At 64.8% G+C, this 21,997-nt stretch carries 22 protein-coding genes; 18 read left to right on the top strand and 4 right to left on the bottom strand.

The annotated features are described in order from the left end of the window. Positions 1-18: 18 nt before the first annotated feature. The 3 genes from L1277_RS14845 to L1277_RS14835 all read left to right on the top strand — a co-directional run bounded on the left by L1277_RS14845 (position 19) and on the right by L1277_RS14835 (position 2,256). A complete protein-coding gene (locus tag L1277_RS14845) occupies positions 19-1,404 on the top strand; it encodes a glycine--tRNA ligase (protein WP_253377510.1) in 1,386 nt (461 codons plus the stop codon). A 120-nt stretch (positions 1,405-1,524) separates the two neighbouring features. Next, positions 1,525-1,722 carry a hypothetical protein gene (locus tag L1277_RS14840; RefSeq protein ID WP_253377509.1) on the top strand — a complete coding sequence of 66 codons (198 nt, stop codon included), beginning with the start codon at positions 1,525-1,527 and terminating at the stop codon, positions 1,720-1,722. Positions 1,723-1,830: 108 nt separating this feature from the next. Further along, on the top strand, positions 1,831-2,256 hold the full coding sequence (locus L1277_RS14835) for a DUF4190 domain-containing protein (RefSeq protein ID WP_253377507.1): 426 nt from the start codon (positions 1,831-1,833) through the stop codon (positions 2,254-2,256). 76 nt (positions 2,257-2,332) lie between these two features. Here the strand turns inward: L1277_RS14835 and L1277_RS14830 are convergent, their stop codons facing one another. Continuing rightward, complete coding sequence (locus L1277_RS14830) at positions 2,333-3,712, bottom strand: glutamyl-tRNA reductase (protein WP_253377505.1); 1,380 nt, start codon at positions 3,710-3,712, stop codon at positions 2,333-2,335. Between the two features lie 111 nt (positions 3,713-3,823). On the opposite strand from L1277_RS14830, the gene hemE reads away from it, so the two are divergent. From hemE to L1277_RS14770, 12 genes are all read left to right on the top strand, one after another. Continuing rightward, a complete protein-coding gene (gene hemE, locus L1277_RS14825) occupies positions 3,824-4,936 on the top strand; it encodes a uroporphyrinogen decarboxylase (RefSeq protein ID WP_253377504.1) in 1,113 nt (370 codons plus the stop codon). Further along, positions 4,933-6,483 carry a protoporphyrinogen oxidase gene (gene hemG / locus L1277_RS14820; RefSeq protein ID WP_253377503.1) on the top strand — a complete coding sequence of 517 codons (1,551 nt, stop codon included), beginning with the start codon at positions 4,933-4,935 and terminating at the stop codon, positions 6,481-6,483. Before hemE ends, hemG begins: the two co-directional genes overlap by 4 nt. A gap of 44 nt (positions 6,484-6,527) precedes the next feature. Next, positions 6,528-6,884, top strand: coding sequence for a hypothetical protein (locus L1277_RS14815; protein ID WP_253377502.1), 357 nt, complete (start codon positions 6,528-6,530; stop codon positions 6,882-6,884). An 18-nt stretch (positions 6,885-6,902) separates the two neighbouring features. Continuing rightward, positions 6,903-7,316, top strand: a complete 414-nt coding sequence (locus L1277_RS14810) for a phage holin family protein (protein WP_253377500.1) — start codon at positions 6,903-6,905, stop codon at positions 7,314-7,316. Next, positions 7,303-7,545 carry a hypothetical protein gene (locus L1277_RS14805; RefSeq protein ID WP_253377498.1) on the top strand — a complete coding sequence of 81 codons (243 nt, stop codon included), beginning with the start codon at positions 7,303-7,305 and terminating at the stop codon, positions 7,543-7,545. Before L1277_RS14810 ends, L1277_RS14805 begins: the two co-directional genes overlap by 14 nt. A 131-nt stretch (positions 7,546-7,676) precedes the next feature. Next, the gene (gene hemQ, locus L1277_RS14800; RefSeq protein WP_253377497.1) at positions 7,677-8,396 is read left to right on the top strand and encodes a hydrogen peroxide-dependent heme synthase; all 720 of its coding nucleotides are present in this window, start codon (positions 7,677-7,679) and stop codon (positions 8,394-8,396) included. After that, positions 8,393-9,574, top strand: a complete 1,182-nt coding sequence (locus L1277_RS14795; protein ID WP_253377496.1) for a ferrochelatase — start codon at positions 8,393-8,395, stop codon at positions 9,572-9,574. The genes hemQ and L1277_RS14795 overlap by 4 nt, the downstream gene beginning before the upstream one ends. Further along, a complete protein-coding gene (hemC, locus tag L1277_RS14790) occupies positions 9,571-10,554 on the top strand; it encodes a hydroxymethylbilane synthase (RefSeq protein ID WP_308215114.1) in 984 nt (327 codons plus the stop codon). The genes L1277_RS14795 and hemC overlap by 4 nt, the downstream gene beginning before the upstream one ends. A gap of 7 nt (positions 10,555-10,561) precedes the next feature. Then, the gene (locus tag L1277_RS14785) at positions 10,562-11,353 is read left to right on the top strand and encodes a uroporphyrinogen-III synthase (protein WP_253377494.1); all 792 of its coding nucleotides are present in this window, start codon (positions 10,562-10,564) and stop codon (positions 11,351-11,353) included. A 119-nt stretch (positions 11,354-11,472) separates the two neighbouring features. Then, positions 11,473-12,399 carry a porphobilinogen synthase gene (gene hemB / locus L1277_RS14780; protein ID WP_253377701.1) on the top strand — a complete coding sequence of 309 codons (927 nt, stop codon included), beginning with the start codon at positions 11,473-11,475 and terminating at the stop codon, positions 12,397-12,399. Continuing rightward, entirely contained in the window at positions 12,396-13,715 is a 1,320-nt protein-coding gene (gene hemL / locus L1277_RS14775) for a glutamate-1-semialdehyde 2,1-aminomutase (protein ID WP_374110255.1), read from the top strand. The genes hemB and hemL overlap by 4 nt, the downstream gene beginning before the upstream one ends. 96 nt (positions 13,716-13,811) lie before the next feature. Continuing rightward, positions 13,812-14,651 (top strand): hypothetical protein, encoded by an 840-nt coding sequence (locus L1277_RS14770; protein ID WP_253377492.1) that lies wholly within the window; start codon positions 13,812-13,814, stop codon positions 14,649-14,651. 2 nt (positions 14,652-14,653) lie between these two features. Here L1277_RS14770 and L1277_RS14765 read toward each other — a convergent pair whose 3' ends face one another. Further along, positions 14,654-15,664, bottom strand: a complete 1,011-nt coding sequence (locus L1277_RS14765) for an MDR family oxidoreductase (RefSeq protein WP_253377491.1) — start codon at positions 15,662-15,664, stop codon at positions 14,654-14,656. Positions 15,665-15,743: 79 nt separating this feature from the next. On the opposite strand from L1277_RS14765, the gene L1277_RS14760 reads away from it, so the two are divergent. The 3 genes from L1277_RS14760 to L1277_RS14750 all read left to right on the top strand — a co-directional run bounded on the left by L1277_RS14760 (position 15,744) and on the right by L1277_RS14750 (position 18,785). Continuing rightward, the gene (locus tag L1277_RS14760) at positions 15,744-17,144 is read left to right on the top strand and encodes an MFS transporter (protein WP_253377490.1); all 1,401 of its coding nucleotides are present in this window, start codon (positions 15,744-15,746) and stop codon (positions 17,142-17,144) included. Positions 17,145-17,188: 44 nt separating this feature from the next. After that, on the top strand, positions 17,189-18,439 hold the full coding sequence (locus L1277_RS14755; RefSeq protein ID WP_253377489.1) for an MFS transporter: 1,251 nt from the start codon (positions 17,189-17,191) through the stop codon (positions 18,437-18,439). A 100-nt stretch (positions 18,440-18,539) separates the two neighbouring features. Beyond that, the gene (locus L1277_RS14750; RefSeq protein ID WP_253377488.1) at positions 18,540-18,785 is read left to right on the top strand and encodes a hypothetical protein; all 246 of its coding nucleotides are present in this window, start codon (positions 18,540-18,542) and stop codon (positions 18,783-18,785) included. Between the two features lie 56 nt (positions 18,786-18,841). On the opposite strand, the gene L1277_RS14745 is transcribed toward L1277_RS14750, so the two are convergent. After that, positions 18,842-20,584, bottom strand: a complete 1,743-nt coding sequence (locus tag L1277_RS14745) for a DUF222 domain-containing protein (protein WP_253377487.1) — start codon at positions 20,582-20,584, stop codon at positions 18,842-18,844. Positions 20,585-20,959: 375 nt separating this feature from the next. After that, positions 20,960-21,874 (bottom strand): rhodanese-related sulfurtransferase, encoded by a 915-nt coding sequence (locus tag L1277_RS14740; RefSeq protein ID WP_253377485.1) that lies wholly within the window; start codon positions 21,872-21,874, stop codon positions 20,960-20,962. Positions 21,875-21,997 lie beyond the last annotated feature (123 nt).

The raw sequence follows: 21,997 nt of genomic DNA, 5'->3' as shown, positions 1-21,997 counted from the left end.
TTCGTATCAGGAGCCACTGTGGCAGCATCCAGCCGTCTCGACTCAGTCATCGCCCTCGCCCGCCACCGCGGATTCGTCTTCCAGGCCGGTGAGATCTACGGAGGGTCGCGATCCGCCTGGGACTACGGGCCCCTCGGCGTTGAACTCAAAGAGAACATCAAGCGCCAGTGGTGGAAGTACATGGTCACCCGCCGCGACGACGTTGTCGGACTCGACTCGAGCGTCATCCTTCCCAAGAAGGTCTGGGAAGCATCGGGCCACGTCGGCGTCTTCACCGACCCGCTCGTCGAGTGCCTCCACTGCCACAAGCGGTTCCGCGAAGACCACCTGCTCGAGGCATTCGAGGAGAAGAAGGGCCGGGCGCCCGAGACCGGCATGCTTGAGATCGCCTGCCCGAACTGTGGCACCCGCGGGGAGTGGACCCCACCGCGCGACTTCAACATGATGCTGAAGACCTACCTCGGCCCGGTCGAGGACGAGTCGGGCATGCACTACCTGCGCCCGGAAACCGCACAGGGCATCTTCGTCAACTTCGCCAACGTGCTGCAGGCGGCGCGCATGAAGCCGCCGTTCGGTGTCGGGCAAATCGGTAAGAGCTTCCGCAACGAGATCACGCCAGGAAACTTCATCTTCCGCACGCGTGAATTCGAGCAGATGGAACTCGAGTTCTTCGTCGAGCCCGGCACGGATGAGGAGTGGCACCAGTACTGGATCGACTACCGATTCAACTGGTACACCGACCTCGGCATCAACCCCGAGAACCTCCGCCTGTTCGAGCACCCCGCAGAGAAGCTGTCGCACTACTCGAAGCGCACCGTCGACATCGAGTACAAGTTCGGCTTCACCGGTGGTGACTGGGGCGAGCTCGAGGGCGTCGCCAACCGCACCGACTTCGACCTCACCACCCACGCTGAACACTCGGGCAAGGATCTCTCGTTCTTCGACCAGGGCAAGAACGAGCGCTGGGTTCCCTATGTCATCGAGCCAGCGGCGGGTCTGACCCGGTCGCTGATGGCATTCCTCGTCGACGCCTATCACGAGGAAGAGGTGCCGAACGCGAAGGGCGGTACCGATAAGCGCACGGTACTCAAGCTCGACCCGCGCCTCGCTCCGGTGAAGGCAGCGGTCCTCCCGCTCAGTCGCAACGAGGCCCTGTCGCCTCTCGCCCGAAAGGTTGCTGCCGAACTCCGCGAGTCATGGAACATCGACTTCGATGACGCCGGTGCCATCGGCCGTCGTTACCGCCGCCAGGACGAGGTTGGAACGCCGTTCTGTGTCACCGTCGACTTCGATTCGCTCGAGGACAACGCCGTGACCGTGCGTGACCGTGACACGATGGCCCAGGAGCGGGTGCCGATCGAGAAGCTCTACGTCTACCTGGCTGAGCGGCTCAAGGGAGCCTAAGCCCAGTGTGTTCGACCGAGCGCCACACCGTCAACGGGTGTGGCGCTCGGTCCGTTTCTGAGGCCTATCGCGTCGGCCGGAATCGGCGTAGGTTGACGGCAAAGAAACAGAGGTGCAGTCATGGACCCATTCCTGCTCATCGTGGTTATCGCTGTTCCCGCGCTGATCATCGGTCTCGTCATCGCGCTTGCGGTCAGGGATCGGCGCAACCATCAGTCGCCGTTTGACGACGGCGAGATCTCCACACCGTCTACCCGGCAAGCCCAAGCCGAAGCCTCGGCGATGGCCGCGGGCGCTGCTCGTAACGCACCGTTCTAGAGCGCGAGTCCCTGGCGACGGGGACTTCTCCCCACGCAAGGGCCCCCGTTGTAATTGACACCCATACAGCTCACTGCCACTCTGGAAGCCGGCTTACAAAGGAGCACAATGACTGACGAAAACACCAACAACATTCCGCCAGCCAACGCTGGATCGAATCAGCCCCCGTACGGGCAGAACCCCCAGGCTCCGCAGTACGGAGCCCCTCAGGCTCCGCAGTATGGCGCTCCCCAGGCCCCGCAGTACGGTGCCCCCCAGGGCCAGTACGGTGCGCAGGGTTACGGTCAGCAGCAGTCCGCAAAGTGGAACGTGCTCTCGATCATCACCCTGGTCAGCTCGATCCTCGGCTTCTCGATCATCTCGATCGTGCTTGGCATCATCTCGCTCAACCAGATCAAGCGCACGGGTGAGCAGGGCAAGGTCCTCGCCATCGTCGGTATCGTGATCGGCGCGCTCGCGACCATCGGGTACATCATCGCGATCATTTTCTTCGTCGCTCTGCTGAACAGCCCCGATCTCTACACCGGCTACTAAATCGATTGATCAGTTCCGAAAGAAACGCCCGCTCCACGGTTTCGTGGGGCGGGCGTTGTCGTGACAGCTCCGAGGGTCAGGACGCCTCAGCGGTGAGCTCAGTACCGCGTTCGTCCTCGGTCGAAGGCAGGGATATCGGTGCCGAGTCGACGTCCTCCTCGTCGAGCGTGATGCCGAGCAGCGCGTCGAGGGCGTCGACGTAGCGGTCGTGATCACCGGCGCGGCCGAGTTCACGGGCCCGAACTGTCGGGGTGTGCAGCAGCCGGCCCATCATGTGTCGGAGTGCACGTTCAATATTTCCGTCGGTATCGCGGGGCGCGACGCGCGCAATCTCCTGCTCCAGCACCTCGGTCGCACGCGACCTCAGGGCGACGACGGCCGGCGCGAGGCTCTGCTCGTCGGTCACTGCCGCGAACTTCCGCGCGGCCTTGTTGACGATCTGCCGGGCGTGGTCGGTGGCCTGGAGCTCTTCGAGCGGCGCGTGAATGCGGATGGTCTCGAGGTCGAGCAGGTCGACTCCGGCGAGCGTTGCGACGTCGGGGTCAACGTTGCGCGGCAGCCCGAGGTCGATCACCAGCTGACCGGCCGAGTGATCGACTGGGCAGCCGGGGGTGCCGTCGATGGGGAAGGCGGGCAGCATCGCTTCGAGATCCCGACGGCCTGCGGTGATCGTCTCAGCATCCAGCACGAAACCGGATGCTGTCGTGCAGGTCACAATGACGGTTGCCTCTGCGGCCTCCCGCGGAAACATATCGGCGTCAATGGGCCGGATGTCGTGGCCGGCGGCGAACTTGGCTGCGCGGCCGGACGGCGAGTAGACGGCCACGTCGGTGACGCCGCGGTCACGGAGCGCGGCGAGGCTCGCGCCAGCGTATGCACCGGTGCCGATGAGGAGGACGCGGACCTTCGACCAGTCCGAGATACGGCTTTCGGCGAGGTCGAGGCCCAGGCGAACGATCGAGCGGCCCGCTCGGCCGAGGGGAGTGTTGTTCTTGACTCCGCGCGAGGTCTGCGACGCGCGCTGGAAGAGGCGTTCGAGGTCGCTTGTTGTGGTTCCCGATTCGCGAGCCTGCTGCAGTGAGCGGCGCACCTGGCCGGCGATTTCGCCCTCGCCGACAACGACAGATTCGAGTCCGGCGGAGACAGCGAAGAGGTGGCGGGCCGCCTCTTCATCGGTGTGCGTGTGCCAGGTCTGGTGCAGGGTTTCCGTAGGAATTCCTGTCGCAGCACTGACGGCATCCGTTGCGGCCTGAAGGGCAACCTGCGCACCCGCCGTCACCGGCTCATCGAGATCAATGTACGCCTCGAACCGGTTGCAGGTCGCGATGACGATGGCCCCGGCGACGCACTCGGAGTGGTCGGTGATGCGTTGGCCGACGGTCTCGGCACCCGTTGAGAGTCGCTCGAGCAGATCGAAGGAGGCGTTTTTGTGACTCGCCGTCAGACACATGAGCACCCGTTAAGGATACCGGGGGATTCTGAGTGTTCGGTCCGCCCGGCGGGGGGTGCCGGTGCGCACGTCTGTGCAGAAGTGTCGGGGGCCTCCGCAATTTGAGAGGATTGTCGGGTGCAGCTTTCTTCGAACCACCCGCTTGAAGCGGGACTGACCCCATCGTCCCGGCTTCTCACCGCCTACCGCGGTGAGCGCCCAGATGTCACTCCCGTGTGGTTCATGCGGCAGGCCGGCCGGTCGCTTCCCGAGTACCGCGACCTTCGCGTCGGCACCGCCATGCTTGACGCCTGCCTGAACCCGGAACTCGCGAGCGAAATCACCCTGCAGCCCGTGCGGCGGCACGGTGTCGATGCGGGTATCTTCTTCAGCGACATCGTTGTACCGCTCAAGCAGGTCGGCGTCGACGTCGACATCGTCCCGGGCAAGGGGCCGGTACTCGGCAAGGCTGTTCGAACGGCCGCAGACGTCGATGAGCTCGTTGCCCGTGACCCGTCGGTTCTCGATGAGTCGCTCGCGCCGGTACGCGACGCCGTCGCGCTGACGGTCGCTGAGCTCGGTTCGACTCCGCTGATCGGGTTCGCCGGGGCGCCGTTCACGCTCGCTGCGTATCTCGTGGAGGGCGGCCCGAGCAAGGACCACATCCACGCCCGAACCCTCATGCACTCCGACCCTGAGGCCTGGGCGCGCTTGATGGACTGGGTGGCCGATGTGACCGGCCGGTTCCTCCGCGCCCAGGTTCTGGCCGGAGCCAGTGCCGCGCAGTTGTTCGATTCATGGGCCGGCGCCCTCTCTCTTGACGACTATGTGCGGTACGTTGCGCCAGCATCCGCCCACGCTCTTGATCACGTTCGAGACCTCACCTATTCGGTGGCAGGAAGCACGGAGGATGCGCGCGAGACCCGGAATGTGCCGATTGTGCACTTCGGTGTGGGCACCGGCGAACTGCTCAAAGCGATGCACGACATTGGGGCGGACGTTGTCGGTGTCGATTACCGGGTTCAGCTCGATGAGGCGTCGCGTCGGCTGGGCGGACTCGTGCCGGTGCAGGGCAATATCGACCCGGCACTGCTTGCTGCTCCGTGGCCGGTGCTCGAAGCGCATGTCCTCGACGTGCTTGAGCGTGGAAAGAGCGCCCCGTCGCACGTCCTGAACCTGGGACACGGGGTTCCGCCCGAAACGGATCCGACCGTGCTGACCCGACTCGTCGAATTCGTCCACGCCCAGTGATCGAACCGCGCCACGTTCTCGTTATCGGCGGCGGCGTCGCCGGGCTGGTGGCTGCGCTCGACTGTGCGCGAGTGGGCATTCGCGTCACGGTTGTCGAGAAGGCGGAGCGCGCGGGCGGCTCGGTCGCAACGGAGACTGTTGCAGGCATTCGGGTCGATACCGGGGCAGAAAGTTTCGCCACCCGGCAAGGGACGGTGCGGAAGCTCGTCGACGGGCTGGGGCTCTCCGATTCTGTCGTCCGACCGGCCGCGGGCGGGGCGTGGGTTCGACTGCCGTCGGGCGTCAGTGCACCGTTACCGAAAGCGGGGCTGCTCGGGATCCCGTCCAATCCTCTCGCCGATGACGTGCGGCGGGTTATTGGGTGGCGAGGAGCGCTCCGTGCGTACCTGGATCGGATCCGGCCGGTTCTGACCATCGGGCTCGAACACAACCTCGGAGAGCTGGTTTCGAAACGCATGGGCGCGGCGGTGTTGAACTCGCTCGTCGCGCCGGTCACGCGTGGCGTCTACTCGGCGGACCCCTACGATCTCGACGTGACCCGTGCAGCGCCGGGACTGAACAAGGCGCTGACAACGGCCGGCTCTCTCTCGGGTGCCGTGGCGATGTTGCGTTCGGCTGCGCCGGCCGGGTCCAACGTCGAGGGACTCCGCGGCGGAATGTACACGCTCGTCGAGGCCATGCTCGATGAGCTTCGCCGACGGGAAGCCACCATCGTTCTGGGGTCGGGGGTGGCTCAGCTGCGCCGCCTCACCGACGAGGAACGTTCCGAGTCCGCAGACGGCGCCACCGCGAGCTGGCGGGCCGTGCTCGATGACGACCAGATCGTCGACGCGGACTATGTGATTGTCGCGACGCCGGAAGAGGCAGCGCTCACGCTGCTCGCGCCACTGTCCGACGACCTCTCGAACGAGGAACCGCTCGAAACGCCCACCGTCGAGCTGGCGACACTCGTTCTCGACGCGCCGGAGCTCGATGCCAAGCCCCGTGGAACCGGGGTTCTCGTTGCCGAGGCGACGCCAGGGCAACGCGCGTCAGGTCCGCGAGTGACCGCTAAGGCGCTGACTCATTCGACGGCCAAATGGCAGTGGCTCGCTGACGAAGCGACGAGCGGACACCCGCACCGCCACGTCGTTCGGCTCTCCTACGGGCGCCTGGGCTCAGCAAACCCGAGCCTGGACCTGGGAGACGACGCGCTGCGTGCGCTCGCTGTCTCGGACGCTGCAGAGATTCTTGGTGTTCCGCTTGAGGACAGCCAGGTGCTCGGGTTCACCCGCACTCGCTGGGTAGGGACTCTCCCGGGGGCAGCCATCGGGCAGCGGGAGCGGGCAGAACGGCTTCGCACCTCCGTGCTCGCGATCGGCGAACTCGACGTCACGGGCGGGTGGCTCTCCGGCACCGGCCTCGCTTCGGTGGTCCCGGATGCGCTCGCCGCATCCGCACGAATCCGTTCTGCGGTGGCTGCGAGCTATCTCGCAGACGGCGTCGTGATCGATCCGCATACCAGAACAGGCATGAACGACACCAGCCCGGACGCGAACCCCAGCTAGGGACTACGCTTGAGCCACTGACCGCCAATTGAACGGAGCGACCCATGAAGGGCAAGCTGATTTTTGTGGCAGGGATGGCCACCGGATACGTCCTCGGATCCCGTGCGGGCCGCGAGCGGTACAACCAGATCAAGAAGAACTGGCTGAAGGTCTGGAACACCGACATGGTGCAGGACAAGGTCGAGGTCGTGCAGGGATTTGCGAAGGCGCGCCTGAGCGAGGTGCCCGGTGCCGTGTTCGCTGGCGTCAAAAAGGTTTCGACCGCCGTAGGCGGCGAGGGTACCCCGGGCCAGAAGCTCGACCGGACGATCGCGAAGACCAAAGATGCTGTCGATGACGTGGCGGAGCGAGTCCTGCCGCACGACGACGCAAACCCGTCAACCGGAACACCCACGAAGTAGCACCTGGAGCGTCTGACTATGACGGACCGAAATTTCGGCGATAAGGGCCGCGAATCGCTCTTTGAGTTGCTCGCGGACCTGCCGAACCTGATCACCAACTTGATCAAGGCAGAGATCGAGCAGGTCAAGACCAAGGCGAAACACCTGGGAAGCTACGCCGGTAAGGGCGTCATCTTCTTCGTCCTGGCGCTAATCTTCCTGTTCTTCGCCATCGGCACCCTTGTCGCGGTCGCGATCCTCGCACTCGCCCTTGTGCTGCCGGCATGGCTCAGCGCGCTCATCGTCTTTGTGGCCTTCGTGCTTATCGCCGTGGTGCTTGCGCTTATCGGGCTGAAATTCTTCAAGAAACTCAGCGATGACCCGAACCCAGTGGAGAGCGTCAAGAAGGACATTCGTGCTGTGAAGGGCGAGGGTGAATATGACCGCTACTAATCCAGGATCACCTGCCGCTGCCCGCGCCGAACTCGTCGCGACACTCAATGCCATCGAGGACAAGCTCAACGTCCCGCGCAAGTTCAACCGCCTCGTCACGCAGGGCAAAAGACAGGTAGCAACTCTGCAGCGCGAAAACCCGACAGCGATCTACGCGGGGATTGCCGCAGTCGCGTCCGTCGCCGGGCTCGCCGCATGGGCGATTGTCCGCGGGATAGCCCGGCGCTAGATCGGACAGAAAGAACTTCTCCGAAGCTCCGCGAGCGGTTTTGATCGCCGGCGGAGCTTCGGCTTTGAGCGAACGTTCAGGGAAAAGGCACCCATTTGGTGGGGAGAGATTAAGGGGTGATGATGTTAGGTATGACTCACCCGGCCTCTGCCGAGGCACCTCTGCCCCACGAAACAATCGAACCCGAAGAGAACCCGACAGGATTTGCCCTCTGGGCCGTTCTGCGCCGACCCGAATCTGCGCTCTCGATCAGCGACCACGCTGTATTCGAGCTTGACTCCGCCGTAAAGCGAGTCGAGCACAACGGCGTCGTCGTTCGAGGTTTCTACGATGTCTCCGGCTTGAAAGCCGACGCTGACATCATGATTTGGCTCCACGGCGACACCGCCGATTCCCTTCAGCGTGCCCTGCGCGAATTGCGCCGCACGAGCATCCTTCGCGGTCTGCTGCCGACGTGGAACGCCATGGGCGTTCACCGTGAGGCTGAGTTCAACAAACGCCACGTGCCTGGCTTCCTGCGCGGAATCGGGCCGAAGGACTGGCTCACCGTGTACCCGTTCGTGCGGAGCTTTGAGTGGTACCTGCTCCCGGACGCTGAACGCAGCCAGATGCTCGCAGACCACGGCCGCAAGGGCGCTGCGTTCCGCGGTGCCATCGCCAACACGGTCTCGGCTTTTGCGCTCGGCGACTACGAGTGGATCCTCCCCATCGAATCCGACGAACTGACCGAGCTCGTCGACCTTATGCGTGACCTTCGAGCGACGGATGCCCGTCGACACGTTCGCGAAGAAGTTCCCTTCTACACCGGCCGTCGTATTTCGACGGCAGAGATTCCCGAGGTAATTCAGTGACCGATCTCGTTCTCGGCGCTACGGAGGCTGCGGCATCCGGTGAGCCGCACATCACCGAGCCCGTCGCCTATGACGCTATTCTTCTGGCCGGCTTCGGTGGACCGGAGGGACAGGACGATGTCATCCCCTTCCTGCGCAACGTCACCCGTGGACGCGGGATCCCCGAGGAGCGCCTGGAGGAGGTCGCTCACCACTACCGTCACTTCGGTGGTGTGAGCCCGATCAACGACCAGAACCGTCAGCTCAAGGCAGCGCTCGAGGCCGAGCTGGCTCAGCGGGGCATTGACCTGCCTGTGCTCTGGGGAAACCGCAACTGGGACCCCTACCTGCGCGATGCGCTGGTCGAGGCCAACGACCGCGGCTACACAAAGCTCATTGCCATCGCGACAAGCGCGTACTCCTCATACTCGAGCTGCCGGCAGTACCGCGAGGACTTCGCGATCGCGCTCGACGAGACGAGCCTGTTCGGGCACATCCAGATCGATAAGGTGCGTCAGTTCTTCGACCACCCCGGCTTCGTCACCCCGTTCATTGACGGTGTGCGCGATGGCCTTGTTGAGGTTCAGCGGGAGAACCCGGGCATCGACCTCGCGACCGAGGTTGAGATCCTGTTCTCGACGCACTCGATTCCCTCGACAGATGCCGCGAAGTCCGGCCCGGCCGAGCGTGGTTTCGGTGAAGGTGGCGCGTATGCGGCCCAGCACCGCGCTGTCGCTGAAGTCGTCATCGAGTCGGTTCAGCAGGAGCTCTCGCTCGACGCGAAGCTGGCCTGGCAGCTGGTGTACCAGTCGCGTTCTGGCCCCCCGAGCATGCCCTGGCTTGAGCCGGACATCAATGACGCGATCGCTGAATTGCCAGCCCGAGGCATCCGTGCGGTCATTATTGTTCCGCTCGGATTCGTGAGTGATCACATGGAAGTTCTCTGGGACCTCGATAACGAAGCAACCGAGTCGGCACAGGAGAACGGGCTGTATTCGGTGCGCGTACCGACGCCGGGAACGCACCAGGCCTACGTGACCGGCCTGATCGACCTCGTGCTTGAGCGTCGTGATGGTGTTGCGGTTGCCGATCGCCCCGCGATGACCGACCTCGGGCCCTGGTACGACGTGTGCCGGCCCGGGTGCTGTGAAAACGTGCGACTCGGCTTCAAGCCAGCATTGGCAGGCCTCCAGCCGTGACCCTTCGAGTAGGAACGCGTGGAAGTGCCCTCGCACTCGCGCAGGCGGGTGACATCGCGCGTGAGATTACCGAGCGGACGGGTGTACCGACCGAGCTCGTGCCCGTCACGACGCACGGTGACGTTTCTCGTGAGTCGTTGTCGAGCCTCGGAGGCACCGGTGTCTTCGCATCGGCGCTGCGCGAATTTCTGCTCGCCGGCAATTGTGACCTCGTCGTCCACTCGATGAAGGACCTGCCGACCGCGGCGTACCCCGGGTTGAGAATCGGTGCAGTGCCGGTCCGCGCTGATGCGCGGGACACCCTCTGCGCGCGAGACGGACTCACTCTGGCCACCCTGCCCGCCGGGTCTCGAGTCGGAACCGGATCGCCGCGCCGTGCCGCACAACTGGCGTCGCGCCGCCAGGACATCGAAATCGTCGACATTCGCGGCAACGTGGACACGCGGCTGAACTTCGTCAGTTCGGGTGAGCTCGACGCCGTCGTCCTCGCAGCGGCTGGCCTCGGCCGACTGGGGCGCAGCGAACGAGTCACCGAGTACTTTGACCTGGACTCCTGGCCGACCGCTCCCGCCCAGGGTGCGCTGGCCATCGAGGTTCGCGACGAGGAGCACAGCGATGATCTCGCGCGGGCCCTCGCGTCGATTCAGGATGAGGCCACCCATGCAGCTGCCGTCGCCGAGCGACGGATTCTCTTCCGGCTGGAAGCGGGCTGTGCCGCACCCATTGGTGCACACGCCGTCGTGGAGAACAACAGCGTCACGCTGCACGGGGCGGTCTATGCTCCTGACGGCTCTGGACAGCTCGCGTCGACTCACTCAGCCGTCGCCGGCGCGCCCCGCACCGGGGCTGGCGAAGCTGAGGATTTCGTGAGTTTGAGTTCAGCCAGCATCATAGAGACAGCCGAAGCCGTTGGCACAGCACTCGCCGACGAACTGTTGGCGCGGGGAGCAGCCGCACTCGCGCCACTGAAGCAAGACTGAGGACCCGATGAACTCTGCACCATCATCCAAGCCCCTGAAGGGCTGGCGCATTCTTGTGCCCCGGGGAGGCCCCTGGGGAGACAGCGTCGCCGCTGATCTGCGTGCACGCGGGGCGACTCCCGTTGTTGCACCGATGATCAACTTCGCTCCGACCGACGACCCGGAGCGCCTCACCGACGCGCTTCAGGCGCTGGAGAACGGCGAGTTCGACTGGTTGACCGTGACGAGTGCGACCACAGTCGACGTCATGTATTCGCAGGGCGTGAAAATTCCTGATCGCACTCGCGTCGCCGCGGTTGGAGAAACAACGGCCGCCGCACTGCAGGCCGTTGGGTACCGGGTAGACCTCGTGCCCGCGAAGGACAACTCCGCGCGCGGCATGGTGTCTGAACTCACACAGCTCGAGCCGACCCCCAAGCGTTTCCTCACCCTGCGGTCGGAGATCGCGAAGCCGCTGCTGAGTGAGGGGCTCGCTGAAGCCGGCCACCACGTGCAGTCGGTCGTTGCCTATCGGACCATCGGTGAGCCGGTCTCCGAGAACATCATTGCTGACGTGAAGTCCGGACGCATCAACGCGATCCTCGTGACCAGTGGATCGGTTGCCGAGCAGGTTGTGCAGCAGTTCGGTGAGTTGCCGGAAGCAACCCTGGTTGCCGCTATCGGTCCGCGAACTGCGAAGGATGCTGTCGCTTACGGACTGCAGGTCGATGTCGTCTCGAGGCACCAGACGGTGTCAGCGCTGCTCGACTCGATCGTTGCAACGGTCGAAGCAAACCAGCCACAGCCGAGCGAGTTCTGAGTCGCTTTCTCGCCTCGTGCTGGGAGCCGGCTTCAAGCTGGGTCACAGCCGGCCCAGCGTAGGCTGGACGGGTGAATGTTCCCGTGATTCGACCCCGCAGACTTCGTTCATCCCCGGCCATGCGCCGCCTGGTCTCAGAGACCCGGGTGCATCCCGCCGAACTGGTGCTTCCGCTCTTTGTTCGTGAAGGCGCAACTGAACCGACGGCGATCGGCTCAATGCCGGGCGTGATGCACCACACGCTCGATTCGCTCAAGCGCGCTGCGACCGAGGCGGCCGAAGCCGGCGTTGGTGGAGTCATGCTCTTTGGGGTGCCCCTCATACGTGATGCGACGGGCTCACAGGCATCCGCTCCTGAAGGAATTTTGAACGTCGCTACCGAAGCCCTCGTGGCTGAGGTGGGCGACGCGCTCGTGGTTCAGACTGACCTGTGCCTCGACGAGTTCACCGACCACGGGCACTGTGGCGTGCTCGATGAGCGCGGTGCCGTTGACAACGACGCGACGCTCGAGCGGTATGTCGACATGGCCCTCTCGCAGGCCCACGCCGGATCGGCGATTCTGGGCCTGTCCGGCATGATGGACGGCCAGGTGGATGCGGTCCGATCCGCGCTGGATGAGGAGGGCTTCATCGACACCGCGATTCTCGCCTACTCGGCGAAGTACGCATCGGCGTTCTACGGGCCGTTCCGTGAGGCGGTGGATTCGCAGCTTCAGGGCGATCGCCGTACCTACCAGCTTGACCCGGGCAACCGGCGCGAGGGCATGCGGGAGTCGACGCTTGATATGTCTGAGGCGGCCGACATCGTGATGGTGAAGCCAGCGATGAGTTACCTGGATGTGTTGGCCGACGTTGCCGCGATGAGCGACATTCCGGTGTGGGCGTATCAGGTGTCCGGGGAGTACGCGATGATCGAGGCCGCTGCCGCGAACGGCTGGATCGACCGTCGCCGGGCGATCGAAGAGTCGCTCGTCAGCATTCGCCGAGCCGGCGCCGACGCCGTGCTCACCTACTGGGCAACCGAGGCCGCGGGGTGGCTCAAGTGAACAACGACACGCTCTTCGCCCGAGCCAAGGAATCGATCCCGGGCGGTGTGAACTCACCGGTGCGTGCCTTCGGTTCGGTCGGTGGCACCCCGCGCTTCCTCGTGAAGGCGTCGGGAGCATACGTCACCGACGCCGATGGCACCGAGTATGTCGACCTGGTCGGCTCGTGGGGCCCCGCGATCCTCGGCCACGCGCAGCCCGATGTCGTGCGCGCCGTTCAGGACGCCGCCGCACTCGGCCTGTCGTTCGGTGCATCGACGCCGGCCGAGACCGAGCTGGCTGAACTCGTGAAGTCGCGTGTTGCCGCCGAGGGGCTTGCACCGATTGAGAAGCTGCGACTCGTTTCGACCGGCACCGAGGCCACCATGACGGCCATCCGGCTGGCGCGCGGTTACACCGGTCGCGACCTGCTTGTGAAGTTCGCCGGGCACTACCACGGCCACTCCGATGGTCTTCTGGCGCAGGCGGGCTCGGGTCTCGCGACGCTGGCGCTCCCCGGTTCCGCGGGTGTTCCCGCCGCCATTGCCGCCCAGACGCTCGTGCTGCCGTATAACGACATCGACGCGCTCCGGCTCGTGTTCGAAGAACGGGGCGACCAGATCGCCGCGGTCATCACGGAGGCCGCCGCGGCGAACATGGGTGTGCTCGCCCCGCTTCCCGGCTTCAACGCCGCACTGGTCGAACTGGCGCACGAGTACGGTGCGCTCGTCATCCTCGACGAGGTCCTGACCGGGTTCCGAGTGAGCCCGGCCGGCTACTGGGGCCTCTCGGTCGCTGAGGGCCCGGCCTACCAGCCCGATCTCTTCACGTTCGGCAAGGTCATCGGTGGCGGGATGCCGCTCGCTGCTCTCGGTGGCCGAGCCGAGATCATGGACCACCTGGCCCCGGTTGGCCCGGTCTACCAGGCCGGCACGCTCTCGGGTAACCCCGTCGCCGTTGCGGCCGGGATTGCGACACTCGAACGAGCGACTGCCGAGGTGTATGCCCGCCTGGACGAGGCATCCGTCACCCTCTCCAACGCCGTCTCCGACGCCCTCTCACACGAGGGTGTCGCCCACGTTGTGCAGCGGGCGGGCAACCTGTTCAGCTTCGTCTTCGCCGACGAGGCGCCGCGCAACTATGTCGATGTGCAGGCGCAGGACGCCTGGCGATACGCCCCGTTCTTCCACACGATGCTCAACGGTGGAGTGTCTCTGCCACCCAGCGTGTTCGAGGCATGGTTCGTCTCGGCGATGCACGATGACGAGGTACTCGGCCGCATCATCGACGTGTTGCCCGCCGCAGCGAAGGCCGCCGCCGCAGCGCAGCCGGTCTAATCGGTTACGACCCGACCACCCGGCCACAACGCCGCTGTTACCTCTTTGTGAGGTTTCACCACCCGAATTCGATGACCCAAACGGCAGACTGGAACCATGGCCCGTCTTCACCTGCACCCCGACCGACTCGAGATCACCCTGTCGAGGGCTGAAAAGACTCTGGCGCTGCGCAAAGACGACATCATCATCCCGCGATCGGCCATTCGCTCCGCAACGCTCACCGACGACCCGTGGATCTGGGTGCGCGGTATTCGTGCGCCCGGCGCGGCCATTCCGCTCACCCTGGCGGTCGGCCAGTGGAAGTTCCACGGCGGCAAGGACTTCCTCGTGCTCAAAGGCACCAAGTCGTCGGTGGTCATCGACATCGCCGATGAAGAGTTCTCGCGTGTCATCATCACGACCAAGCACGGCGCCGAACTCGTCGCGAAGCTGCAGCTCGATGTGAAGCCGGCCAAGAAGACGGCCCGCGCGCGCAAGGCCACGCCGCGAGTGACTCCGAAGCCCAAGCGAGTGATGAAGCCGAAAACGGATGCCGCGGCCAGCGACGCCGAGGCAGGTTCGGTTGTTGAGGCGGTCACGTCGGTTCCAGAAGCCGCGGTCACCCCGGCGAAGAAGGCCGCAACCGCCAGCACGGGGGCGGCTCGCGCGAAGACTCCCGCCGCTGAGAAGAAACCGGCTGCCGCAAAGAAGTCGGCCGCGACGAAGAAGCCCGCTGCGGCGAAGGCGACGACAGTCACGAAGCCGGCCGCCGGTGCCGCCAAGGCAACGGCTCGCGCGGCTGCTGCGAAGCCGGTGACCCCGGCGAAGGCCGCGGCGGCGAGCACCGCGTCGACCGAGGTCGCGGCATCGTCGCCAAGCGAGCCGACCACATCGGCACCGTCGACAGCCGAGTCGACCGAATCGACACCGTCGACGGGAGCTTCTGCCGCCTCCTGAGGTCAGGCGCGAACGTCGACGACCGTTCGGCCGTGCAGCTTGCCCTGAAGGATCTGGTCGGCAGCGTCCCGCGCGTCAGCGAGGGCAATTCGCGTCGTCAGCTCGTCGAGGAGATCGGTATTGAGATCGGTCGCCAGCCGGGCCCACGCCTCCTCACGACGAGAGAGCGGCGCGTCCACTGAGTTGATGCCGGCGAGCGTGACGCCGCGGAGAATGAACGGCATCATCGTTCCGGGCAGGTCGGCGCCCTGAGCCAGTCCACAGGCGGTCGCAATGCCGCCGTAGGTGAGTTGGGCGAGTGCGTTGACGAGCGTCGTGCTGCCGACCGCGTCGACCACGGCCGGGTACTTCTGCGATTGCAGCGGTTTGCCCGCGTCGCTGAGCTCGGCCCGGTCGATCACGGTGCTCGCGCCCAGTCGGCGGAGGTAGTCGCCCTGACTGTCGACCCGCCCGGTCGAGGCGACCACCTCGAAGCCGAGCCGTGCGAGAACGGCGATCACGATCGAGCCCACGCCGCCGGCTGCCCCGGTGACGAGGACCGGCCCGTCTCCGGGTGAGACACCATGACGCTCGACGGCGAGTACCGACAGCATGGCGGTGAAGCCCGCTGTGCCGATCGCTGCAGCCCGCTTCGCGCCGAGCGATTCCGGAACCCGCACGAGCGACGCGCTGTCGACGCGGGCTCGCTCGGCCAGGCCACCGTGGTGTGATTCGCCGAGCCCCGCACCGTTCATCAGCACCTCGTCGCCGACCTGAAACCGGTCGGACTCCGTCGCGGTGACCGTGCCCACGGCGTCGATCCCGGGAATGAGTGGCCAGGTTCTCACCACACCGGGCTTACCCATCAGGGCAAGCCCGTCTTTGTAGTTGATGCTGGACCACGACACGTCGAGAGTGACGTCTCCGTCCATCAGATCGTCGTCGGTGAGATGTGAAACGGATGCTGTGTGCGTGGCGGTGCCTGAAGCATCCGTTTGCTTCTCAACCTGCCAGGCCCGGAACGTCGTTGTCATCCGCCCAGCCTAAGGCGCTGACCGAACGACGCGGGGCCGGGTGTGCGGCAGCCGGTTGCCAGTCGGGCAGAATGGGACGATGACCCGATCGGCGACGCTCAACAGGCCGCTCGCCCTTCTGGTCGCCGCAACGTTCTTTATGGAGAACCTCGACGGAACGATTATTCAGACGGCGGCGCCCGCTATGGCGCTCGACTTCGGTGTTCGGGCCGTCGACATCAACATCGCAATGACCGCGTATCTGCTCACGCTGGCGATCGGGATCCCGGTCAGCGGGTGGCTCGCTGATCGCTTCGGCACGCGCCGCATCTTCATGCTGGCGATCGTCATTTTCACCCTGGCGTCGGCGCTGTGTGCGCTGAGTGCGACCCTGCCGATGCTCGTTGTCATGCGGGTGCTGCAGGGCATCGGTGGAGCCATGATGGTGCCGGTTGGGCGGCTCGCCGTGCTGCGCTCGATTGAGAAGCGTGACCTGCTCGACGCGATGGCGTACCTCACCTGGCCGGCCTTGCTCGCGCCGGTTCTCGCGCCGGTGATCGGCGGGGTGCTCGCGGACACGGTCGGTTGGCATTGGATCTTCCTCATCAACATTCCCATCGGTGTGGTTGCCTTTGTCGCGGCAGTCAAACTGGTGCCAGCGGTCGACACCATTGCCCGGCATCGACTGGACTGGGCAGGATTCGTGCTGGTCGGGGTGGCCTTGGCCGCTCTGGTACTCGGCATGGAGCAGCTCGGCGGGAGCCGTACCGACGGGATGTGGGCGGCCGGTATGTTGACGCTCGCCGTTGTCGCAGGTGTCTGTGCCGTCGTGCGCTTACGGCGGGCTGTGCATCCGCTGCTTGACCTGTCCGCACTCGGAATTGCGACCTTCCGGGTGGGCAACGTCGGGGGCGGCGTGTATCGCCTGGTGATCGGAGCAGCACCGTTCCTCTTCGTTCTCCTGTTCCAGTCGGGCTTCGGGTGGTCTGCGTCCCAGGCTGGATTGCTCGTCATGGCCGTCTTCGTGGGCAACGTCGTGATCAAACCGGCGACGAGTCCGCTCATTCGGCGGTTTGGCTTTCGGGCGGTGATCGTCTGGAGCAACCTCTGCGGTGCCGTGGTGTTCAGCCTGTGCGCGTTCGTTGATTCGTCGACACCGGTTGCGTTGATCGCCGTGCTCCTCTTCCTGAGCGGAGTGTTCCGATCCATCGGCTTCAGCGGCTACAACTCGGTGCAGTTCGCGGATGTCCCCGCGTCGCTGACCTCGGGTGCCAACACTCTCGCCTCGACGCTGCAGCAAGTAGCGGTCGGCTTGGGCATTGCGGTGGCTGCGCTCATCGTGCGGGCAACGACGGCCGGGGCATCATTGGTCGACCCTGGAGCGTCCGAGCTCGGCTATCGCTGGGCGTTCGCCGTTCTCGCCGTGCTCCTCCTCGTGCCGGCGGTCGAAGCGTGGCGTATGTCGGCTCACGCCGGTGCGGAAGTCGCCGCTCGCCGGTGATGAGACGTTGTGAGCGCTGAGTCTGGCGAGCACAATGGGACTCCATGTCCGATGCCCCACTGATCCGAAACCGTGACTTCCGGTTACTTCTCGCCGGTCAGACGACGAGCCAGTTGGGGGCGCAAGTCAGTGGGGTGGCGATCCCACTGCTGGCAGTCATCACTCTCGACGCTTCTCCGATCGAGTTGGGACTGGTCACCGCATCGTCCACTGTTGCCTTTGCGTTGATCGGCCTTCCCGCAGGGGCGTGGCTCGACCGGTGGCGGAAACTTCCCGTCCTCGTCGCGAGCGACCTGGTCAGGGCGCTTCTCCTCGCGACTATCCCGCTGGCAGCGCTTCTCGGTGTGCTCACGATGGCTCACCTCATCGTGGTCTCGTTACTCACGGGCTTCGCGCGAGTCTTCTTTGACGTCGGGTACCAGAGCTATGTGCCGACCGTGCTCGGTAAGGAACGAGTACTCGCGGGAAACTCATTCATGGAGACCATCCGCGCCTCGGGCCAGGTCGTTGGTCCGGGCTTAGGCGGCGGCCTCGTTGCCCTGTTCGGGGCGGCCAGCGTGGTGCTCATCCAAGCGGTGACTTTTGCCATGTCGGCAGCCTGCTTGCTCGGTATCCGCACTCGGGAGGCCGCTATCCCGGTGCCGTCGAATCGCCCGCGGCTGAGCTCACAGATCGTCGAGGGACTCGTTTTCGTTGGTCGGAACCGCATCCTTCGGGCGACCGCACTCGCGAGCGCGGCTGGCAACTTCTCCTTCGCCATCTCCTCCGCTGTGACCTTCATCTTCCTCTCGCGAACGCTTGAGCTCTCGCCGTTTGTGATCGGGCTCATCGTGGCAGTCGGATCAGTCGCAGCGATGGCGGGTGCTGCTCTCACCCCGCTCGTGTCTCGACGAGTGGGAAGCGTCCGCATCATCTGGTTATCGCTCGTGGTTACCGGGCCCCTGGCAGTTCTTACGCCGTTGGCGCAGCCGGGTTGGGCGGTCATTCTTGTGGCCGTTGCCATGGCCGCTGGCGAACTCGGGCAGATCGTCTACGCCGTGACGAACGTCAGCCTGAGGCAACGCTTGTGTCCGGACGACATGCTGAGTCGGGTCAACGCGACAATGCGGGTCCTCATCATGGGGCTATTTCCGCTCGGCGCGGTGGTCGGCGGGTTGCTGGGAGAGCTCGTTGGCTTACGAGCGACCCTCTGGGTCGCCGGTGCCCTCATCCTCCTGTCACCTCTGCCTCTCATGCGGGCGTTTGGTTCCATTCGAGACGTCGAAGAGCTCGGTGCGTGGCGTCGGCAAACCTGACGGCGGCACCCTTGCGTGTCCTCGAACCACTGCGCAAGCCCCTGCCAGCGCACGGCTCATCGGTTTACCGTAGAGGCACGCTATACGAAGGAGGCACCACATGACTGATGCAGAATCGCCGAAGAACGCACTCCCCGATGGCCTTGCCGCGACGCCCGAGGTCGTCGACGCTCAGTTCGTTGAGCAGGGCTTCAGCGAAGACATTGTCTCGACTCCCGAGCTTCGTGCACAGGATTATGAGGGCGACAACGAAACGCTCAAGGAGCACTACAACAACTCTGACACCGATTTTGACGCCGCAGACGACATTCTCGACGACCAGATTGACGGTCGAACTGACGGTTGAGCGGCTTGAGTTCGCAAAGTGATGCGGCTGTGCTCTCGCGAGCACAGCCGCATTCGCTATTTCTCAGGCTCTTCCGGTACGTACCAAGCCTCCATGGCGCGCACGTTCTGTGGTCGACGCCGGACTGGCAGACTGGCGCCGGCTGCCTGTTCTCGAATCGCCGGTCGCGATCGTCTGGACGGCGTCTGAGAACCTGACGGTGCTCCTGCCGCTTGTCGCCGAGGAGTTGGCGGCAGTTCCGAGGGCGGCGCAGTCGTCTGAGCAATCTCCTCATTAGGAGGTGCCACCTCGGTCGGTGGCGACTCGCACCCCGTCGGCTGTGCTGGGGCGGTTTGTTGTTGTGTGTGGGCTTGGGGTGGGGGTTGTTTGAGGGTGGAGCGGCTGCGGAGGGGTCGGGGTTTTTGGTCGGGGTCGACGCTTTTTGGGGGTATCGAGTAGTACTTGGTGTCTTCGCGGATGATTTTCCATCCGTTGTTGTGGATGAGCATGTGGTCGTCTCGGCAGAGCAGGATGCCGTCGGCGATGTCGGTGAGTCCGTTTTGGCTGGCCCATTCGTTGATGTGGTGTGCTTCGGTCATTGAGGGTGGTTGGGTGCAGTCCTCGAAGACGCAGCCGCCGTCCCTGATCGCGAGGCCGATGCGTTGTTTGGTGGTGAAGGTGCGTTCGTCCCGGCCGACGTCGAGCGGGTTGTTGTTTCCATCGACGGTGATGGTGCGGGTGCCGTTGCTGCAGATGTGGCGTTCGATGATGGGGCCGGGGATCGCTTCTCCGGTGTCTTCGTTGAAGCCGGTGCCGGTGAGGTGTCCGTTCTCGTCCCTGGTGTCGAGTTGTTCCTGGGTGATCACGATTCGGACGCCGGGTTGCCGGGCGCTGGCGGTGCTGCGGGGGTCGCCTTCGGCGCCGGCTTTCAGGGTTGCCATCAGCAGGTCGAAGACGAGTTGGTCGTTGCTGCGGGGGTCGTCGCGGAGTTGTTGGGCCTGTTCCGCTTGGACCGGGTCGATCATGCGGGGTCCGCCGCGGCGGGGTCGCATCGCGGCGCCGACGAGTTGGTCGATGTAGGCACCGGATTCGTCGTCGAACTCGATCCAGGCGGTGCGGGCCCCGTCGGGGGTGCGGCCGAAACGCCATTTGCGGTTGTCGAAGTGTTGGTCCCACCGCAGTTGAACCCCGACCGGGTCGATTTGGTCACGGAGTAGCCGTGCCCGGCGGCCGAGTTCGTCAGCGTTGGCTCCTGCCGCGTCGGCGACGAGTTGCTCAGCGCAAACTCGGAGGTCGTCGGTGCTGATCCGGTCGTTCGGGTCACCGAGGCCACGCATGATCACTGTCACCGCTTCCGGCCTCAGCACCCGGGTGCGAACAGCCCGAGTCAACGGTTCATGCCACGGCACATCCAGCACCGGCCGGTCAGCAGCACCACCAGTCGCACCCGGGTCAGGGTCGGTGTTGGGGTCGGGCGCGTCAGCGTCGGGAGTGCCAGAGCCGGGAGCGTCCGGGTCAGTGCTCGTGGTGTGGGGGTAGGTGGCGGCATCGGCCGAACCCATCGCTTCGCCAAGCTTGACCTGCCGGGCCGCTTCGACCCGGGTGGAGCCGGTCAGTCGTTGCACCATGTCTACCGCGTTGTGATCGCCCTGCCGTTTCGCGAGCCCGGAATAGCCCAGCTCACGTAGCGAACGTTTCGCGACCACCCCTGCTGTCGCGGCCACCACAGCATCAGCCTCTGACCGTAACTGTGACGCTTCACACAACAACTGCTGCAGCTCAGCATCAGAGGCCGCATCAATCAACACCGACAACGGCACAGCCGACAATTCAGCCGAAGAGGGCACATGAACCGAGGGCGTCGGCTGTAGGGAGGGCGTCGGCTGTAGGGAGGGCGCCGGGTGAAGTGAGGGCGCCGGGTGAAGTGAGGGCGCCAGCTGAAGGGAAGGCGCCAACGGAGAGGTGAGAGAGGGTGAAGGGGTTTCCAGCGAAGCGATCCGATCACACACACCCTGCGCGATCTGACGAATCTGCTCCGACATCTGGACCATGCTCCATTCTACCCAGACCCCGCCCGAGATTAGAAGCTATGTTCGAAAAAGTCTCAGATCGGTGCCTGTGGAGGGAGCCGGCTAGCGCGGCGTGGGGCTTCGGGTGCCCGAGGCATCGGCACTGCCGAATCTCGTTCTAAGCGATTACGGCGTTACGCTGCCCACCGCCGCGTGGGCCTCACAGAGTGGAGCTTCAGCCGCATGCGTTTCACACAGAACCAACTGGGTGCGGCAGGAGGCATCCGCACAATTTTGCATATGTTTGCTGGCAACGCCGCAGATCGCACATTCACCGACGATGGCGGCGTTGTCCGAGAAGTCCATCGACATGCGGTTGTCGAAAACGTAGAGCGAGCCCTCCCAGAGGCCGTCATCACCGAACGTCTCGCCATACCGCACGACGCCACCGTCGAGCTGGTAGACCTCGCCAAAGCCGCGGCTCTTCATGAGCCCAGACAGCACTTCACAGCGGATGCCTCCGGTGCAGTACGTCACGACCGGCTTGTCCTTCAGATGGTCGTATTTTCCACTCTCCAGCTCCGCGACGAACTCGCGGGTGTTGGACACGTCGGGAACAACGGCATTCTTGAATCGGCCGATCTCCGCTTCGAAGGCATTGCGCCCGTCGAAGAACACGACGTCATCTCCACGCTCGGCCACGAGTTCGTGAAGTTCGGTCGGCTGCAGCTTGGTACCGCCGCCGACAACGCCATTCTCGGTGACCTCGAGTTCGCCAGGCGCACCGAACGAGACGATCTCATCGCGAACCTTCACGACCAGTCGCGGGAAGTCCAGGCTCGCGCCGGTCTCGTCGAGCCCGGTGCCCTCCGACCACTTCACATCGAGGTCCTTGAACGCGGGGTACTCACGTGTCTTGCGCAAGTACTTCTTGACGGCGTTGAGGTCGCCGCCGACGGTGCCGTTCAGTCCGTCCTTCGAGATGAGGATGCGTCCGCGCAGGTTGAGGGACTCGCAGAGGTCACGCTGCCACAGCCGAATGGCGTCGGGGTCGGCCAGGGGTGTGAAGACGTAGTAGAGGAGGATCTTCGAGATGGCCATTCGCCGATTTTATCCGAGGCGCGCTGACCGTTGGCCGAGATGGCGAGTCAGGTGACGGTGGCGGGACGGAGGCAGCGTGACCCCGGCTGTGAGCTCGACCTCGTAGAATCGGTCATTCACTTC

The sequence above is a fragment of the Okibacterium sp. HSC-33S16 genome, from assembly GCF_024171565.1.
In the GTDB taxonomy this organism is placed as follows: Bacteria; Actinomycetota; Actinomycetes; order Actinomycetales; family Microbacteriaceae; genus Mycetocola_A.
Note: the sequence above shows the minus strand (reverse complement) of the source record. Positions and strands in the feature narration are given on the sequence as shown.

What these genes read in the sequence shown, in the direction of transcription:
- L1277_RS14740 (WP_253377485.1), bottom strand. Translation starts at nt 21,874, where the DNA reads ATGGCCATCTCGAAGATCCTCCTCTACTACGTCTTCACACCCCTGGCC.
- hemQ (WP_253377497.1), top strand. Translation starts at nt 7,677, where the DNA reads ATGACTCACCCGGCCTCTGCCGAGGCACCTCTGCCCCACGAAACAATC.
- L1277_RS14810 (WP_253377500.1), top strand. Translation starts at nt 6,903, where the DNA reads ATGACGGACCGAAATTTCGGCGATAAGGGCCGCGAATCGCTCTTTGAG.
- L1277_RS14755 (WP_253377489.1), top strand. Translation starts at nt 17,189, where the DNA reads ATGTCCGATGCCCCACTGATCCGAAACCGTGACTTCCGGTTACTTCTC.
- L1277_RS14760 (WP_253377490.1), top strand. Translation starts at nt 15,744, where the DNA reads ATGACCCGATCGGCGACGCTCAACAGGCCGCTCGCCCTTCTGGTCGCC.
- L1277_RS14770 (WP_253377492.1), top strand. Translation starts at nt 13,812, where the DNA reads ATGGCCCGTCTTCACCTGCACCCCGACCGACTCGAGATCACCCTGTCG.
- L1277_RS14765 (WP_253377491.1), bottom strand. Translation starts at nt 15,664, where the DNA reads ATGACAACGACGTTCCGGGCCTGGCAGGTTGAGAAGCAAACGGATGCT.
- L1277_RS14805 (WP_253377498.1), top strand. Translation starts at nt 7,303, where the DNA reads ATGACCGCTACTAATCCAGGATCACCTGCCGCTGCCCGCGCCGAACTC.
- L1277_RS14750 (WP_253377488.1), top strand. Translation starts at nt 18,540, where the DNA reads ATGACTGATGCAGAATCGCCGAAGAACGCACTCCCCGATGGCCTTGCC.
- hemB (WP_253377701.1), top strand. Translation starts at nt 11,473, where the DNA reads ATGCGCCGCCTGGTCTCAGAGACCCGGGTGCATCCCGCCGAACTGGTG.
- L1277_RS14840 (WP_253377509.1), top strand. Translation starts at nt 1,525, where the DNA reads ATGGACCCATTCCTGCTCATCGTGGTTATCGCTGTTCCCGCGCTGATC.
- L1277_RS14815 (WP_253377502.1), top strand. Translation starts at nt 6,528, where the DNA reads ATGAAGGGCAAGCTGATTTTTGTGGCAGGGATGGCCACCGGATACGTC.
- L1277_RS14785 (WP_253377494.1), top strand. Translation starts at nt 10,562, where the DNA reads ATGAACTCTGCACCATCATCCAAGCCCCTGAAGGGCTGGCGCATTCTT.
- L1277_RS14835 (WP_253377507.1), top strand. Translation starts at nt 1,831, where the DNA reads ATGACTGACGAAAACACCAACAACATTCCGCCAGCCAACGCTGGATCG.